This window comes from Paenibacillus sp. MABNR03 (assembly GCF_050455445.1).
Taxonomy (GTDB): Bacteria; Bacillota; Bacilli; order Paenibacillales; family Paenibacillaceae; genus Paenibacillus; species Paenibacillus xylanilyticus.
In genome coordinates, this window is record NZ_JBCIYR010000009.1 from 58,379 (window position 1) to 73,872 (window position 15,494).

Here is a 15,494-nt window from a genome sequence, read left to right on the forward strand (position 1 = left end):
AAGTTTTTCTTAAATTTAAATACAAACCTCATTGGAGAACCGGCAGGCGAACCTCAAATATGGTCCGTACCACATCACTCTGGGCAGAGATGGTGCCTTCATGCTGCTCCACAATATTCCGGGCAATAAACAGGCCAAGGCCTGTCCCACCCTCCTGTTGGGTCCGGGCACGATCTCCGGTGTAATACATATCGAAGATATGCGGCAAATCCTCTGGATGAATATGTCCCCCATAGTTGGTCACCTGAATGATGACCTGCTCCGCTTCGCAATAGCCGTTAATATCCACGTAGATGCCATCCTTGCCATGACGTGCAGCGTTAATCAGCAGGTTCTCAAACACACGAGCCAGCAGCTCGCCATCTCCAGAGATGGTGAGCTCAGGGTCAATATTTAATCGGGTGACCAGACGATTTTTCTCAAACACAGGATAGAGCTCTTCATTCATCTGCTTCAGCAGCTCGCTAAGATCGAGCCGTGCTTTCTGTAAGGGCAGCATGCCATAGTTCATCCGGGTAATTTCAAACAAATCATCAACCAGCTTCTCCAAACGCTGCGATTTGGTGAATGCAATCGACGTAAAGTGCCGTACCTGCTCCTCCGTCAGCTGATCATCCTTCATGAGCAGATCCAAATAGCCAAGTACAGAGGTGAGCGGCGTCCGCAGGTCATGCGCCAGATTCACGACAAGCTGGTCCTTGCTATTTTCGGCAAAATCCCCCCGTTTCACCGCCTCCCTCAGCTTCTCACTCGCCAGATTCACATCCTCCGCGATCGTACCTAATTCATCCTTCGAGGAAATCTGCACACGATGCTGAAAGTCGCCATTGGCCAAATGACTGATTCCTGTAGAAATGTCTTTGAAATAGGTCACGTAGGGCTTGGTAAACCAAAAGAAGAATAAAATGGCGAGCGGGATGAACAGGAGCAGGAAAAAATAGATATCTCCAATGCTTTTCATAAAATGGCGATATTCAGCGAGCTGATCTTCTGCACGGACACCCGAATAGTAATATTGCAAAAGTTTGTAAACCCCATAGGTGATCGCACCAGAGGCAAGCATGCTTAATCCCAGCAGCATAATCATGGTCGTCCGAAAACTTCTTCGTTTAGTCATTAAACGTGTACCCCACACCCCAGATCGTTTTGATAAACTTGTTCTTGTCCACATCTTCCCCGAGCTTTTTGCGCAGGGTGCGAATATGGACCATGACTGTATTGCCGCTCTCATAATAGGCCTCTCCCCAAACCTGTTCAAAAATGCTTTCCGCACTGAACACCTGCTTGGGGTGGCTGGCGAGCAGATACAGAATATCGAACTCCTTCGGTGTTAGTTCCACTGGTTTGCCGTAGAGTGTAACGCTATGTTGGTCTGGCGAGATGATAAGTCCGCCCTTCTCCAGAATGGAGCGCTGGACTGGCGCAGACTGGCTGAATTGCAATGAACGGCGCAGCTGGGAGTTCACCCGGGCAACAAGCTCCATCGGATTGAACGGCTTGGTCATATAATCGTCCGCTCCCATCACAAGGCCCGTAATTTTATCCATGTCCGACGTTTTGGCACTAAGAAAAATAATCGGCAAATGATGCTGCTCCCGAATTTTGCGAGTCACCTCGTACCCATCCATCCCAGGCATCATAATGTCCAGGATCGCCAAGTCTATGGCTTGCGTCTGAACAGCTTGCAGCGCCGACTTTCCATCGAATGCCTTAACGGTGTGATACCCTTCCTTTTGTAAATGCAATGCAACCAGATCAGCGATCTCAACTTCATCGTCCGCGATCAAAATGGTAATTCGCTTCATTGCTTATTCCACTCCTATATGTGATGCTCAACAATATAACATATCTGAATCCAACTTATAAATGATTGAAAGGAATCCAATATATGAAACTGGACCGTTTATTAGCCATCGTTGTGCTGCTGATCAATCGCGGCCGTGTGCAGGCCAAGGATCTGGCAGATACGTTTGAAGTTTCCATTCGTACAATCTACCGTGACATTGACACCCTGGGCCAGGCAGGCATTCCTGTGGTGACATACCAGGGCATGAGCGGCGGCATTGGCCTTGCAGAGGGTTATCGTCTGGACCGAAATGTGCTGACTGACCGGGATTTGGCCTCCATCGTCACCGCACTGCGCAGCGTCTCCACTTCTCATACCAATGTAGCACGGGAGCTGCTGATGGAGAAACTTAGCAGCATCGTGCCGGAAGCGAAAAACGAGGACTTCCAGGCTGACACAAACCGCTTTATTGTTGATTACTCGATGTGGACCCATCCTGAAGCGCTGCAGAACAAACTGCAAATCATCGAACAGGGACTGGATCAGCTGCGCCCTGTCACCTTTACCTATTGCAGTGCCGAAGGAGCCCACACTCACAGAACTGTTGATCCTCATACCCTTGTTCTTAAAAAGCACTCCTGGTACCTCTATGCGTTCTGTCATGCGCGCAATGAGTTTCGGATGTTCAAGCTGGTCCGGATGCAGGACGTTACACTTGCCGAAGGTCACTTCGAACGCAAACCGGTCAATCCGCAGGACAAGCCCTGGCAGCAGGAATGGGCAACTCCCGGGAACACGGTTGCCATGACGATGAGATTCCACGCCCGTGTCCGTCATATTGCCGAGGAGTGGTTTGGCATAGAGAATGTGATCCCCGATAGCCAGGGATATTACATTAGCCAGGTGGCATTTCCGGAGGATAGCTGGCTGTACGGATTCATTCTTGGCTTTGGAGCAGATGCCGAAGTATTGGAGCCTCTTCATATTCGTGACGAGATCCGCCAAATCGCAGAACAAATCGTGCAAAATTATACAGCCCCTCCGCAAACCTGACAGACAGCTGTCCAGTTCCTCCCGTTATACTTCATCTATATTCAAGCTGTACATAACGAGGAGGAATTGTTAATGAACGTCACTGTATGCCAGAGCTGCGGAATGCCGCTAACCACCCCTGCCCAATTCGGAACGGAAGCAGATGGAAATGCAACCCGCGAATACTGCATCTATTGTTATAAAGAAGGCATGTTCCAACAGCCCAACATTACGCTGGAAGGCATGATTGAGATGTGCACCGCGATCCTCAAGGAAGAAGGTACGGACGAGGAATCGGCCCGCTCGATGCTGCGCAATCAGCTTCCTTTTTTGAAACGATGGAATAGATCCACTTCTGAAAGGAATGAAAAAAGGAACTCCGTTGAACCCGTTCGGTATATTACGCTTCCTGGGAAACGCCTGGCTGGTGTTTCGGCCAGAACGACCAATGCCATTGAGATGAGCGGTAAAGGTTGCATTCAGGGATTGTGGGATCGTTACTTCACGTCAGGGCCGCTCCCCGCTCCCGAGGCAGCCCGATATGGCTGTTATGCGGATTATACCGATGGTATCCACGGGGAATACACCATACTCGTAGGTCATGAGGTGGCTGCAGATGAAACGCTGCCTGATGGTATGAACTCGATCGAATTACCTCCTGCGACATACGCCGTGTTCACCTCCAGAAAGGGTCCAATGGCAGAAGTTGTAGGTGAAGCATGGGGCGCCGTATGGGCCTGGAACCATCAGCACGAGCGAACGTTTACCGGTGATTTCGAGTTATACGATGAGCGGAGTATGGACCCTGCCAATGTCCAAGTAGATCTCTATATTGCAGTTAAACAAGCTAAACCAAGTGCAGATCAGTAATGAACATTATTTCTCTTCCTGTTTGATGAACAACAAGCCGTCCGGTTCTCCGGACGGCTTGTTTGGTATATCTCCCTTGTCTCACGTGTGAAAACGTGTAAAACATTCCCCTTCACACCCAAGACAACCGACTATGGTACCAAGTTAGTTAGCTTCAATGATACCTACTCTCCGGACAATTTGTCTTATTTAAGGGCTCAATTGACATTCGCGAAAATGGGACTATTCACTTAACAACCGATTCCATCCTCCCATATCAAACCATTTATATCAGGTTCTTTATTCCTGAATTTCCCTCAAACCGTTTACATCTTCTCAATACGGGGTAAAATCACTACAATCCAATTGGAATTACGTCATAACTTCCCGGTTTCGTCTAACAAGTCACATATACCTATTTGTGCACGAGGAACTGGGCCTATCGGAAATACATAACCTTAAATAAGAAAACAATAACGAGTGCATATTCGAACATGCACCAAAGGAGGAACCAAGATGATCCGCATGCCTATTCAGCAAATGATCCCGTACCACCACCAATATCCACGCAACACGGCGACCACTGCTCCCAAAAAGGAGAATGAGAACACTCAAGGTCTATCCTTTCATGAGATTTTGCAGCAAAAAATGGCACAAAAGAATGCATCGCCTTCCATGCGCTAAAATGTACATCTGATCATATTCGAACCTGATTATAGAGCCGTCCTTCCGCCGTTTGGCGGGGAGACGGTTATTGGCGTTTGGCATAAAAATCTGTACAGTTTCCAATTGCATTTCTATAATGAGTTAAATATCTGTTGCACTCACAGGTTAAAAGCATTGGTAAAGGGGATGTCACCATGATCACGATCGGCTGTTTTCACGCTCACTATTCCAACATCGCACTGATTGAAGAGACACTCGCCTCCTATGAAGTAGAACTTGTGCATTATGTCGATCCGGGTCTGGATCGCCGCAAACATGATGCCAACTTCTCTGAAGCTGTCACGCAAGAGAAGGTATCTCAGACGTTACAATGGATTGCCCAATGTCATGCAGATGCCATCCTGGTCACTTGTACCCTATTTGCTGCGGAACTGGCGCAGGCAGCACAGCATGTTTCCATACCCGTCATCGGCATCGATGATCCACTGTTGCAGAAGCTGCAGCAGACTTCCCAAGAATACATCCTTGCTTTTACCAACCCGGCAACCGTTGAAGGAACGATGACGCGGGTGAATAAAGCATTGCAGCAAGGTGAAACAAGCGGGCAGCAGGTTGCGGATACATCAAGAATAGAGGCCGTGTTAATTCCCGGTACATTTGAGTTGATTATGCGGGGCGATAAGGACGGCTATCTTGAGGCAGTCAGTACGGGCTTGCAGCAATTGGCTGCTCAGTCGCCAGACAAAATGGTGGTTGCCGCTCAGTTGTCCATGGCTCCCGCAGCAGCTCGCGCAACAGCAAATGCAGGTACGGAGATTTACAGTCCCCTGGCATCGCTTGCAACCTATTTGGAGCAGCACCTGAACATCGTTCATCGTTAGTTTTGACATGTAGAGCTTCAGCTGTGAAGTACTTTTGTTTCATGATAAAAAGACTCTCGAATGAGAGTCTTTCAAATGGTATAATCCATATGTACAGCCAATTTGTGGTGGGGAATAGGCTTGCCTCCAGTGGGAGGTGATCCTATGAACTTCTCTTTCAACGACGTAATCGTGTTCGCAATGTTAATTATTGCGCTCCTGACATACATCGAACGGAAAAAGAAGTGACCCGCCACAGGTTGACAGGCCTGACGGGTCACTTCATCTGAGCTAAGCTGCACTCGGAGGAATACCTGCCGCAAATGCTGTGCAGGAGTAGCCATTGGCCTGGCTACTCTTATTTGTCTTTACTTATACTCATTTTATTAAACATCTGTGAGACAATCAACCTATAACGGATAGAAATATCCTGTATTTTGACCCTCTATCTACTTCTTCAGCGAAGCAAACTGGTTCCATAACTAAAAGCCGTTCTTCTCCCAATAGCGGAGAGAACGGCTTTTATACATTCTAGACCGCCCAGATTGCGCTGTAACGTCGCCTAGGATCGGGTTCGGTATTCCACAGCCTTCTCCTGCATTCCAGCCGCCACAGCCTCATTCTCGGACAGCCCTTTGTCTGCGGCAAAGGCACGAATATCCTGGGTGATGCGCATGCTGCAAAACTTCGGTCCACACATGGAACAGAAATGGGCTTCCTTGGCCCCTTCAGCCGGCAGCGTCTCATCATGGTAGGACAGCGCACGCTCCGGATCCAGTGACAGGTTGAACTGGTCCCGCCAGCGGAATTCAAAGCGGGCCTTCGACAGTGCGTCATCCCGGCGCTGTGCACGGGGATGGCCTTTGGCCAGATCCGCGGCATGTGCAGCAATCTTATAGGCAATAACTCCCTCCCGCACATCATCCTTGTTCGGCAGGCCCAGATGTTCCTTGGGCGTCACATAGCAGAGCATGGACGTTCCAAACCAGCCGATCATCGCCGCCCCAATGGCTGAGGTAATATGGTCATAGCCCGGTGCGATATCTGTCGTCAGCGGTCCGAGTGTATAGAACGGCGCCTCCTTGCAGATCTCCATCTGGAGGTCGACATTCTCCTTGATCTTGTGCATCGGCACATGTCCCGGCCCTTCAATCATCACCTGCACATCATGCTTCCACGCGATCTGCGTCAGTTCACCGAGCGTAGCAAGTTCAGCCATCTGCGCTTCGTCATTGGCATCATAAATGCTGCCTGGGCGGAGTCCATCTCCGAGAGAGAAGGCCACATCATACCTTTTCATGATTTCACAGATTTCTTCAAAGTGGGTGTACAAAAAATTCTCCTGATGATGTGCAAGGCACCATGCCGCCATAATGGAGCCGCCTCTGGAAACAATCCCTGTCATCCGTTTGGCCGTCATCGGGATATAACGCAGCAGCACGCCTGCGTGGATCGTAAAGTAATCCACTCCCTGCTCTGCCTGCTCAATAAGCGTGTCACGATAAAGTTCCCAGGTCAGGGCCTCGGCTTCGCCATTCACCTTCTCCAGCGCCTGATAGAGCGGCACTGTTCCAATCGGTACAGGCGAATTGCGGATGATCCATTCCCGGGTGGTATGAATGTCCTTGCCCGTAGAGAGATCCATCACCGTGTCCGATCCCCAGCGAACCGCCCAGGTCATCTTCTCCACCTCTTCTTCGATCGAAGAGGAAACGGCCGAATTGCCGATATTCGCGTTGATCTTTACGTGAAAATGGCGCCCGATCAGCATCGGCTCACTCTCGGGATGATTAATATTTGACGGCAAAATGGCTCTGCCGCTCGCCAGCTCCTGCCGCACAAATTCCGGCTCCACTCCCTCACGAATGGCTGCAAATTCCATCTCCGGTGTAATGATGCCCTTTCTCGCATAGTGCATCTGGGTGACACATCGTCCGGATTGTGCACGCAGCGGTTTGCCGCGCAAGCCCGGGTACTCTTCAGCTCCGGCTCTCTTCCCTCCAGGTTTCAAACCGTTATCCTCCGGTTTGACGGTGCGTCCCTGGTATGCCTCAACGTCATTCCGCTCTGTAATCCAGCGTGTACGCAGAGCTGGCAGACCTGCCCGGATATCCGCATGGAATCCGGGATCGGTCATGGGGCCGCTCGTATCGTAGACACGCAGCGGCTCGTTATGCTCCACCCCTTGGGGAGTATTCGTGTCATGAAGGGCAATTTCACGCTCCGGTACAGCAATGTCCGGACGTGAGCCCTGAATGTACACTTTGCGGCTGCCGGGAAATGGCTGAACCCGCCCGGCCGCCCCTGTTTCCTTTTCCAACATATGCTCTGAATGGTTCTGTCCCGTTGTTCTGTTGTCCGTACTCATCGCTACCTCTTCCTCCTCGTTGGTGGTCCCATGGATTGATTAGTCCGTTTGTTGGCTTGCGCACCCAGCCCAATCATCCACGCATAGGTAAGAAAGAGCGACCACACTTCGGAAAAGAGGACATTACAGCAGATTAAGCTGACAGGCTATTGAATGACTGGACTAAACCCCATTCTCGCAGGCCCGCACATCAGGAGATGTAATCCTTCTTTGCAGCGGACGTTCGCCTGTTCACTGTATATAAAAAAAGCCGGTTCCCGAGGGAACCGGCTCATGTCCATCACCCATAACAAGCCTGATGCCATGCTCCCTCAAGTGGAGACATGCCAAAGGCAGTATTATGCAGGTGTTCGTGGTTATATCGCCGATTACTTCCCTACGCTGGTATGATCCAGATCAGGTGCAAAGGGTCCGGAATCTCATGCGATTCCGTCTCAGTCCGGACAATTCGGACTCCCCCAGTAACGTTAACAAGTTGCGGTATACGTACCGCAGTTCCATATTCAATTCATCATTCCAGCCCCGCCGGGCCGTCCATTACAGACTAGCGCAAGTCCATCAGAAAAACAACCCTTTATCTTCCACTGTATTCAAAATCAGGACAACATGAGGCCCATCTGCGCAGCCGCTTCCTTCAGCACAGGTGCATATTCATGCAAAGTTTCCTGGGACAGACGGCTAACGGGTCCGGATACCGAAAGTGCAGCAGCGATATTTCCCTTACGGTCCATAATCGGTACGGATACTGCAGCCGCTCCAGGCTCCCGTTCCTCGTAGCTGGTTGCATATCCATTCTCCCGAATATCTCCCATCTGGGCCAGATAAACCTCAGGATCGATAAATACCGGCCATTCCGGGCTATTCATCAATTCCTCCCGGTCCTCCTCCGTCGCAAATGCCATTAGCACCTTGCTGGATGCTCCTACAGATAAGGGAAGCCGCACGCCGACCGGAGCCACACGGCGGATTGCCTGATCACTCTGGACGGCCTGAATTCGTATCCGTTCACTGCCATCCCGAAGATACAGACTGACGGTCTCTCCCAGACGATCTCTGAGCCGCTCCATCGCAGGAAGCAGCAATATGGCCGGATCATCACTGCGGGACATATGGGCAGACAGCTCCCAGATTCGAATACCGAGTCGGTATTTCTCTGTGGCAGCATCACGAATAACGAATCCCCGCTCCTCCAGTGTAGCCATCAGACGGTGAACTGTACTTTTGTGCAAACCAATCTGGCTGGCAATTTCCGTGAGTCCCAGATCACTGCGGGTGGTAAAACACAATAATATATCCAGCGCCCGTTCCACAGCACGGACGGTTAATTTGCGGTCTTCCATGGCATAATGCCCTCCTCATGTTTCATCACATGAAACTTGGTTACATAAATTATATGAGAAACAATCTCATCTGTAAACCAAAAAGCGCCAAAACACAACCGGATAAGGTGTAAATATTTTCTTTTTATAAGCCTAAATCCCCTGCAATCTGCACCATCAGGAAATGTTACCCATATATCTTTCGAACTATATAACAATTGCGTAACAAATGCCTCCAATCAATTGACTTTAACTATAGGGAAACATACGATAAAGATATATAAAGACAAGATTTTGCTGCACATGCTTGTAAGGATAAAAAGACATTTTACCCGATCTGAACTCGTTGTTATCTTCAATTGATCTTAATAAGGAGGGGCAATCATGTTTCCGACATCCCAGAGCGAAGCCCCGCTGCAAACGAAAGTGTCCGATCTGCCCTCTTCGTTATCACCGAGGCTGATCCGGTTCAAACATATTATCGTAGCGTTGCTGCTCTCCGTTGTATTTTTTCTGCTCTTTTGTTTTATTGCACTACACGGCTATATCGCCTGGGTCTTATCCAATCCAACCGTAGCCCCTGTATTCTCCAACCCGATGCAGGCCAAGAATATGAAGTACGAAGACATCACGTTCCCGGCAGCAGACGGCAGCCGGACGATGCAGGGCTGGTACATTCCCGCAGACACCGAAGTCAACAAAACCATTATCTTCAGTCACGGATATGGTGCCAACCGGGAGGAAACCTGGGTACCGATGTATGACCTGGCTCATTACGCCCACCAGCTCGGTTTCAATGTAGTGATGTTTGATTACGGATTCGCCTCACAGGTGAACAAGGCGGTCGCCACGGGCGGCAAAGCCGAGTCCCAGCAATTGCTTGGTGCGATTCAGTTTGCCAAGCAGCGCGGTGCTCAGGAGCTTGTCGTCTGGGGCTTCTCCATGGGCGCAGGTACCGCATTACAGACTGGTCTGTTGACGGAGAACGTGGATGCCATGATTCTCGACAGCACCTTCCTGCTGGAGCCGGATACGCTGTATCACAACATCCATAACCAGATCGATCTGCCGCGCCAGCCGACCCTACAGATCATGAATCTGTTATTCCCGGTTCTGAACGGCACCGGATTGCAGCAAATCCCGTATCAGGAAGTCAAAAAGAAAGACTATCCGTTCCCGATCTTCTTCATTCACGGTACGGAAGATGAGAAGGCTCCCTATCCAATCGCGGAGCTCCTTGCCGCCAACCAAACCAACACCTACTCGGAAGAATGGATTGTACAGGATGCGCATCATGAGTTGATCTTCCGGGAACATCCGAAGGAGTACCTTCGCCGTGTCTCTATGTTCCTGAGTCATGTGACGAAGACAAGCAGCGATGATGTGGAGAATACCAATACCGGAGAATAGTTACCTTCCGGTGATTCAAGAGCCCCAGCGGGGCTCTTTTTTTTGTGTACACATAGGACAACATGGCTGAAGAATATACTTTTGGGACGATTATAAATGGTTTGAGCCTGACATTCCTTGATGGGCTGATTTCTAAAATTTCACTTGAAGGAGGTCCACCGTATATGAATTGGTCTACATATGGACCCTTGCTGCCTCTGCGTATTCTGGAGGAGATCCGATTCTGGAAAGAGCAGGAGAAAGAGCATACGCTCGTCATTCGGGCACTGGTTCCCGAACTTGAGCCCTCTTATGTAAAGCTGCTTGAGGAATGGGCGGCGACTTTTGAAAATAGTGAGAAAGTGGCCAATCAGCTGTTGAAACAGCTTTTGCCCGGAACCCACCCACCTGCCCCTTATATGATCCGCTGTGTGGAACAGCTTGTGGCCTCTGCACGTTCCCAATCGCGGGAGTTCATCAGACAGTTGTATGTGCTGCTCGAGCAAAGTGCTGCTGTGCAGGCTGTACCGCTTGCCAAGGCTGTCATTCTGCACTTTATCCGTGAATCGGAGTATTTCCTCGGCGTGCTGGATACGTTGAATCAGCCAGGTGTCATTCGGGATGCGGCAAATGAAGAGAACTTCTCACTGGAACAGTATCTTCAATGGACAGGACGCTCCGAGGAAGAAACAGCGGAAGAGCCGGCTTCCGTAGTCGGTAAAGCCAATCCTTCATCGCCTCCATCACAGGCACAGTCTTCAGCCGTCCCTGTTCAATCGCCTTCTTCCGGTGCCACAGAGAGCATGACTTTACCGTCTGCGCCTCCTGTGAAAGAGAAGCCCGTCCCCATTGGAGGACACACCCTGCCGCCTCTTCCCTATGCATACAATGCACTCGAGCCGCATATTGACGAAATGACGATGCGCATTCATCATGACAAGCACCATCAATCCTATGTGGACGGACTTAATGTGGCCGAGAAGAAACTGGCTGAATCGCGGAAAAAGAATAACTTTGAACTCGTCAAACATTGGGAACGCGAACTAGCCTTCAACGGTGCAGGTCATTACCTGCATACCATCTTTTGGACGATCATGAATCCTAGGGGCGGCGGCAAACCTTCAGGCATGCTTGCGGAACAGATCAAACGGGATTTCGGCAGTTACGAGGCGTTCAAAAATCAGTTCACCGAAGCCGCCAACAAAGTGGAGGGCGGTGGCTGGGCCTTGCTTGTCTGGAGCCCGCGGGCACATCGTTTGGAGATCTTACAGGCAGAGAAGCACCAGAACCTGTCCCAGTCCGACATCGTGCCGCTCCTGCCGCTGGATGTATGGGAGCATGCCTACTATCTGAAACATCAGAATGAGCGCAAGAAATATATTGAGGACTGGTGGAATGTGGTCTACTGGCCTGCGGTGGCTGAACGTTATGAAACGGCACGCAAGCTGTTATGGCCGCCCTACTAGATCTGAATCGGGAATATAAAAAAAGAGATATCTCCAGCCTGAAGACTGCCAGATATCTCTTTTTATTAGCAATGAAAAAGCAAGCCTCCCGATTCCGGAAGACTTGCTGTATTTGGATAGGTCCCCTGACGCGCTCTACTAGGAAGCACAGCCCTCGCATGCAACATAGTTGTCCCCAACCTGTTTGCTGATAGCAATCAGATCGCCCAGTTTGATATCTTCTTCGCCTGTGAACTCCAGGTCGGCAATCCGCGCAACGATTAGCGCTGCAGCCTCTTCCTTGCTTGTTGCCATTTGGCTGAATTCAGACTTTTCGCCTGAAGATACAACCTCATATTCGAATGTATATCTTAATGTTTCCATCTTGGCACTCTCCTTCCGAAATCACATCATATCATCTCTATTAACCAATTCCAAGTGTCCTCGCACGATACTAATCGTAGCGGAGCTTCATCTGTTCTGCCGTCTGTCTTACTGTCTCACGGTCCAGGGACAACACCCGTCCAGTTTCCGCCAGGGGATACCGATTACGAAGTGTACGAACCAGGGAAGCGGTATAAGCCGCGGCAGAAGGAACGCCTGCCAGCTCCTGCAGACTAGCCATCGTGCCTGGCCGGACATCGGGATAACCTTCCTTCAAATCGCCTGCTGCATCCTGATAAAACTTGCGTACATCCGCTGCCAGTTTATCCCCGTGCCCTTCCACAATGATAAAAGCCGTAATGATGTAAGCCTTCGCCTGTCTGCGCTGGGCAATTCCGCAAAATTTCAGTCCGCCGACACTGACATCATAATCCCCCGGACAAAATGCTCCTTCGATCTCTCCGGTCTGTGCTTTAGTCGACCACGGCGTTAACGACTCGGCAATAAGCGAGGCCATCTCGCGAAAATCATCGTGAATATTGATAGCCCGACCCGGATTAGGCAAAATCAAAGAAACGTTAACCACGCCCGGATGAAGAGGAACAGCAGCACCACCCGAGGGACGAACACAGACAGCTGTTCCCCGTCTTCTCATGCGTTCCATCGCCTCCACAGCCTCTGGCAGCCGTCGATCCCGCAGACCCGCTACAAAGGCATCTGGATGGCGCCAAATATGAGCTACCGGCAAATGGCCTTCGCCCACTCGGCGGCACATCACCTCTTCCCATGCAAATGCTTCTAGCACACTGCTTCCGTGCCGCAATAATGGCGTTTCCCAAATCTGTAAACGATGCAGCCCAGATGACGGATCGGAAGGAATCGGTTGCACTGCTCCCGACTGCCCAGGTTGTTCTGAATTGAACGGTACACTCATATAAGATAGCCTCCGACTAACCGAATCTGAAACAGGATGAGTTCAAACCATCGTTGTCATGTGTATGTACGTCTCTTCTGCCATACATCTTTACTTACAATTATTATATCAGCATGCTGCATGATTCGTTTCAACTCACTGAATCTATTTAACATACTCATATAAATAAGCCGGTTCCCAGGGAACACGGCTTATTGGTAACCATTTTCAATGATTGGACATCGCTTGTCCAGTTTGAATCTTAGTCCTTAACCAGTGACAGAAACTCGGCACGCTGTGCCGTATTGTCCCGGAAAGAGCCGCGGACCGCGGAGGTTACCGTTTTGCTGCCAGGCTTCTTCACGCCGCGGGAACACATGCACAAATGCTCACCTTCCACGACAACCATGACACCATGCGGTTCAACGGCCTCATTCAAAATGTCGGCAATCTGTGAAGTAATACGCTCCTGAACCTGCAGACGACGGGTAACTGCCTCCACCAAACGGGCCATCTTGCTCAAACCGACAATCTTGCCGCTGGGTACATAACCAATGTGTACTTTGCCGAAGAAGGGTGCCATGTGATGTTCACACTGGCTGTAGTAGACAATGTCCTTCACAATGACTAGCTCTTCATGATTCTCGTCAAACGTCACACCGAGTACATCGCGCGGGTCCACTTCATACCCGCCAAAAATCTCTTCATACATCCGGGTTACGCGTGCAGGCGTCTCAAGCAGCCCTTCCCGCGTGCTATCTTCTCCGATCAGCTTGAGGATCTGTTCCACATGGTACTCGATCTTCTCCCGATTGTCGGATACTTTTGAATTCAAATAATCTTTAACGCCAGCCACTGCCGAACGCCTCCTTTCGAACCCCTTGGTGTAAGCATTCTACACCACAGCATTATGCATAATTCGATTATGCAAATTGCTTGCTTACAACTATTATTTTCGGCGGCCCGAGTTTTTACGCGCAGGATGCTGCTGCGGCTGAGGCATCTTCGCGCCAGGCTGCTGGTTCTTCATCATCTGCTGGGCGCGCTGCATTTGCTTGCCATTCAGGTTATAACCCATTTGCTTCGCCATTTTCTGAAGCATATCGGGATCACTTTGCATTTTCTCGAGTTGTTTACGCAAGTAGTACACCCCGATGAAAAATCCCCCGACCAGACCTACAATCAATGTAATAATCGGTATTGCTATTTCCATCTCTTAGACACCTCTGTATGCAATCTAAAAAGCCTAATAATCCGTGTCAGCCCCTGATGTTCACTTGCCTGGTTGTACACGTGTCACGGACCGGATTTCCTGAAAATTATCATAGCATTTCCGCACGAATGGAGCAAACGGATTTTCCAGCTAATAGTTAAATTTGTGATGACAAAAACTTTAGCTCAACATGGATTATGCCTTTCAGGAAGATCCATGGACACCTAGGTCATTACAGTCTCGATGAAAACGGTTGTTTCCTTGGCAAGATCCACTTCGATAACATCCAGATCATAACGCGTGCTGCCGCGGGCAACCCGAATGACAGGCCTGCCCGGTAATCCCCGATGCTGCCGAACAATTACGCCAGTCTCTTTGGTGGACAGCCGGACAGCTGTTCCATTCGGATACACGGACACGCTCCGGTTAAATTCTATCAGAATTTCCCGATCCAGCTTCGTGCCGGACATCGCCATCATCTCTTCACAAGCCTCATGCGGCAGCATGCTTCGGCCGGATGAGCCGTTGATCAGATTGTCATATATATTGGCGGCGGCAACAATTTTGGCAAATAAATGAATGTCCTTGCCCATAATACCTCTTGGCAGACCTGTGCCGTCCATATGCTCGTGATGCTGAAGGGCGGTATGTGCCACCAAAAGATTGAATTCCCGTTTGGACTTGATCACTTCAAACCCCCGCCACGTATGGTGAAGAGAAGCATTGGCTGCAGATACGCTGCCCGGAGGCTCTCCAACTTTGCCGATATCATGAAGCAGTGCACCCACCGCCAGATCCTTCAGCTGATTGTAGTTCAAGCCCAAATTCAGCCCTATGACAGAGGACAGCAAGCATACATTCATGGCATGTACATACTGGGCGTTATCCTTAGTTCGAATATCCGTCAGTTGGACAAGCAGTTCCCGCCCGTTTAAAACATCGTTCAGCAGCTTGTCTATGCTAAGGGTAACCTTTTTCGGGCTCCAGTCCTTCCCGGAACGTACCGCTTCCAGCGTCACGCTCATTTCGTTGATAATGGCCCGCTTCGTGGCTTCATCCAGAATGTCTTCTGTCTCCACATCTTTATACGTTTCATCCTGGATGTACAGCATGGTTACGCCAATACGCTTCAACGTATTAACCATAAATACGGTGAGCTGGACTCCCGCAGACAACAAGACTGTTCCATTGCCTGAATACACGGTTTTGCCCAGACACTCACCCGCCTCCACACTTTCCACGTTTACATACTTCATGAACGTCCCCCGCT

Annotated in this window: 16 protein-coding genes and 1 riboswitch; of the genes, 6 read left to right on the plus strand and 10 right to left on the minus strand. The window is 50.0% G+C overall.

The window, feature by feature from the left end; translation table 11 throughout:
• Positions 1-28 precede the first annotated feature (28 nt).
• Together AAIH57_RS27225 and AAIH57_RS27230 are read right to left on the minus strand one after the other, a co-directional pair.
• Positions 29-1,117, minus strand: coding sequence for a HAMP domain-containing sensor histidine kinase (locus tag AAIH57_RS27225; RefSeq protein WP_175395428.1), 1,089 nt, complete (start codon positions 1,115-1,117; stop codon positions 29-31).
• On the minus strand, positions 1,110-1,805 hold the full coding sequence (locus AAIH57_RS27230) for a response regulator transcription factor (protein ID WP_175395429.1): 696 nt from the start codon (positions 1,803-1,805) through the stop codon (positions 1,110-1,112). Before AAIH57_RS27230 ends, AAIH57_RS27225 begins: the two co-directional genes overlap by 8 nt.
• A gap of 83 nt (positions 1,806-1,888) precedes the next feature.
• Here AAIH57_RS27230 and AAIH57_RS27235 point away from each other — a divergent pair, with 83 nt between their 5' ends.
• The 4 genes from AAIH57_RS27235 (at position 1,889) to AAIH57_RS27250 (ending at position 5,214) form a co-directional block, all read left to right on the plus strand.
• Positions 1,889-2,839, plus strand: coding sequence for a helix-turn-helix transcriptional regulator (locus tag AAIH57_RS27235; protein WP_430023711.1), 951 nt, complete (start codon positions 1,889-1,891; stop codon positions 2,837-2,839).
• A 72-nt stretch (positions 2,840-2,911) separates the two neighbouring features.
• Positions 2,912-3,688, plus strand: coding sequence for a zinc ribbon domain-containing protein (locus tag AAIH57_RS27240; protein WP_430023712.1), 777 nt, complete (start codon positions 2,912-2,914; stop codon positions 3,686-3,688).
• A gap of 495 nt (positions 3,689-4,183) precedes the next feature.
• Positions 4,184-4,351, plus strand: coding sequence for a hypothetical protein (locus AAIH57_RS27245; protein WP_164764361.1), 168 nt, complete (start codon positions 4,184-4,186; stop codon positions 4,349-4,351).
• 176 nt (positions 4,352-4,527) lie between these two features.
• Positions 4,528-5,214, plus strand: a complete 687-nt coding sequence (locus tag AAIH57_RS27250) for a hypothetical protein (protein ID WP_175395432.1) — start codon at positions 4,528-4,530, stop codon at positions 5,212-5,214.
• Between the two features lie 71 nt (positions 5,215-5,285).
• On the opposite strand, the gene AAIH57_RS27255 is transcribed toward AAIH57_RS27250, so the two are convergent.
• From AAIH57_RS27255 to AAIH57_RS27265, 3 genes are all read right to left on the minus strand, one after another.
• Positions 5,286-5,537, minus strand: coding sequence for a hypothetical protein (locus tag AAIH57_RS27255; RefSeq protein WP_430023714.1), 252 nt, complete (start codon positions 5,535-5,537; stop codon positions 5,286-5,288).
• 218 nt (positions 5,538-5,755) lie between these two features.
• Complete coding sequence (thiC, locus tag AAIH57_RS27260) at positions 5,756-7,516, minus strand: phosphomethylpyrimidine synthase ThiC (RefSeq protein ID WP_430023745.1); 1,761 nt, start codon at positions 7,514-7,516, stop codon at positions 5,756-5,758.
• 401 nt (positions 7,517-7,917) lie between these two features.
• Positions 7,918-8,031: riboswitch (TPP riboswitch) on the minus strand.
• A 126-nt stretch (positions 8,032-8,157) separates the two neighbouring features.
• A complete protein-coding gene (locus tag AAIH57_RS27265) occupies positions 8,158-8,901 on the minus strand; it encodes an IclR family transcriptional regulator (RefSeq protein ID WP_430023716.1) in 744 nt (247 codons plus the stop codon).
• Positions 8,902-9,264: 363 nt separating this feature from the next.
• Here AAIH57_RS27265 and AAIH57_RS27270 point away from each other — a divergent pair, with 363 nt between their 5' ends.
• Together AAIH57_RS27270 and AAIH57_RS27275 are read left to right on the plus strand one after the other, a co-directional pair.
• Positions 9,265-10,290: an alpha/beta hydrolase gene (locus tag AAIH57_RS27270; protein WP_430023717.1), complete on the plus strand. Its 1,026-nt coding sequence runs from the start codon at positions 9,265-9,267 to the stop codon at positions 10,288-10,290.
• Between the two features lie 164 nt (positions 10,291-10,454).
• Positions 10,455-11,735 (plus strand): Fe-Mn family superoxide dismutase, encoded by a 1,281-nt coding sequence (locus tag AAIH57_RS27275; protein WP_430023718.1) that lies wholly within the window; start codon positions 10,455-10,457, stop codon positions 11,733-11,735.
• A gap of 138 nt (positions 11,736-11,873) precedes the next feature.
• Here AAIH57_RS27275 and AAIH57_RS27280 read toward each other — a convergent pair whose 3' ends face one another.
• The 5 genes from AAIH57_RS27280 to AAIH57_RS27300 form a co-directional block, all read right to left on the minus strand.
• Positions 11,874-12,098, minus strand: coding sequence for a hypothetical protein (locus AAIH57_RS27280; RefSeq protein ID WP_095293207.1), 225 nt, complete (start codon positions 12,096-12,098; stop codon positions 11,874-11,876).
• Positions 12,099-12,168: 70 nt separating this feature from the next.
• Positions 12,169-13,032 (minus strand): lipoate--protein ligase family protein, encoded by an 864-nt coding sequence (locus AAIH57_RS27285; protein WP_430023719.1) that lies wholly within the window; start codon positions 13,030-13,032, stop codon positions 12,169-12,171.
• 241 nt (positions 13,033-13,273) lie between these two features.
• On the minus strand, positions 13,274-13,867 hold the full coding sequence (gene folE, locus AAIH57_RS27290) for a GTP cyclohydrolase I FolE (RefSeq protein WP_095293209.1): 594 nt from the start codon (positions 13,865-13,867) through the stop codon (positions 13,274-13,276).
• Between the two features lie 93 nt (positions 13,868-13,960).
• The gene (locus tag AAIH57_RS27295; protein ID WP_076290490.1) at positions 13,961-14,224 is read right to left on the minus strand and encodes a YneF family protein; all 264 of its coding nucleotides are present in this window, start codon (positions 14,222-14,224) and stop codon (positions 13,961-13,963) included.
• A gap of 224 nt (positions 14,225-14,448) precedes the next feature.
• Complete coding sequence (locus tag AAIH57_RS27300; protein ID WP_430023720.1) at positions 14,449-15,480, minus strand: HD-GYP domain-containing protein; 1,032 nt, start codon at positions 15,478-15,480, stop codon at positions 14,449-14,451.
• Positions 15,481-15,494 lie beyond the last annotated feature (14 nt).

Excerpts from the sequence above, each read along its gene's own strand:
- AAIH57_RS27250 (WP_175395432.1), top strand. The coding sequence starts at position 4,528 with ATGATCACGATCGGCTGTTTTCACGCTCACTATTCCAACATCGCACTG.
- thiC (WP_430023745.1), bottom strand. The coding sequence starts at position 7,516 with ATGTTGGAAAAGGAAACAGGGGCGGCCGGGCGGGTTCAGCCATTTCCC.
- AAIH57_RS27275 (WP_430023718.1), top strand. The coding sequence starts at position 10,455 with ATGAATTGGTCTACATATGGACCCTTGCTGCCTCTGCGTATTCTGGAG.
- AAIH57_RS27225 (WP_175395428.1), bottom strand. The coding sequence starts at position 1,117 with ATGACTAAACGAAGAAGTTTTCGGACGACCATGATTATGCTGCTGGGA.
- AAIH57_RS27300 (WP_430023720.1), bottom strand. The coding sequence starts at position 15,480 with ATGAAGTATGTAAACGTGGAAAGTGTGGAGGCGGGTGAGTGTCTGGGC.
- AAIH57_RS27285 (WP_430023719.1), bottom strand. The coding sequence starts at position 13,032 with ATGAGTGTACCGTTCAATTCAGAACAACCTGGGCAGTCGGGAGCAGTG.
- AAIH57_RS27245 (WP_164764361.1), top strand. The coding sequence starts at position 4,184 with ATGATCCGCATGCCTATTCAGCAAATGATCCCGTACCACCACCAATAT.
- AAIH57_RS27240 (WP_430023712.1), top strand. The coding sequence starts at position 2,912 with ATGAACGTCACTGTATGCCAGAGCTGCGGAATGCCGCTAACCACCCCT.
- AAIH57_RS27235 (WP_430023711.1), top strand. The coding sequence starts at position 1,889 with ATGAAACTGGACCGTTTATTAGCCATCGTTGTGCTGCTGATCAATCGC.
- AAIH57_RS27280 (WP_095293207.1), bottom strand. The coding sequence starts at position 12,098 with ATGGAAACATTAAGATATACATTCGAATATGAGGTTGTATCTTCAGGC.
- AAIH57_RS27230 (WP_175395429.1), bottom strand. The coding sequence starts at position 1,805 with ATGAAGCGAATTACCATTTTGATCGCGGACGATGAAGTTGAGATCGCT.
- AAIH57_RS27255 (WP_430023714.1), bottom strand. The coding sequence starts at position 5,537 with ATGGCTACTCCTGCACAGCATTTGCGGCAGGTATTCCTCCGAGTGCAG.
- AAIH57_RS27270 (WP_430023717.1), top strand. The coding sequence starts at position 9,265 with ATGTTTCCGACATCCCAGAGCGAAGCCCCGCTGCAAACGAAAGTGTCC.
- AAIH57_RS27265 (WP_430023716.1), bottom strand. The coding sequence starts at position 8,901 with ATGGAAGACCGCAAATTAACCGTCCGTGCTGTGGAACGGGCGCTGGAT.
- AAIH57_RS27295 (WP_076290490.1), bottom strand. The coding sequence starts at position 14,224 with ATGGAAATAGCAATACCGATTATTACATTGATTGTAGGTCTGGTCGGG.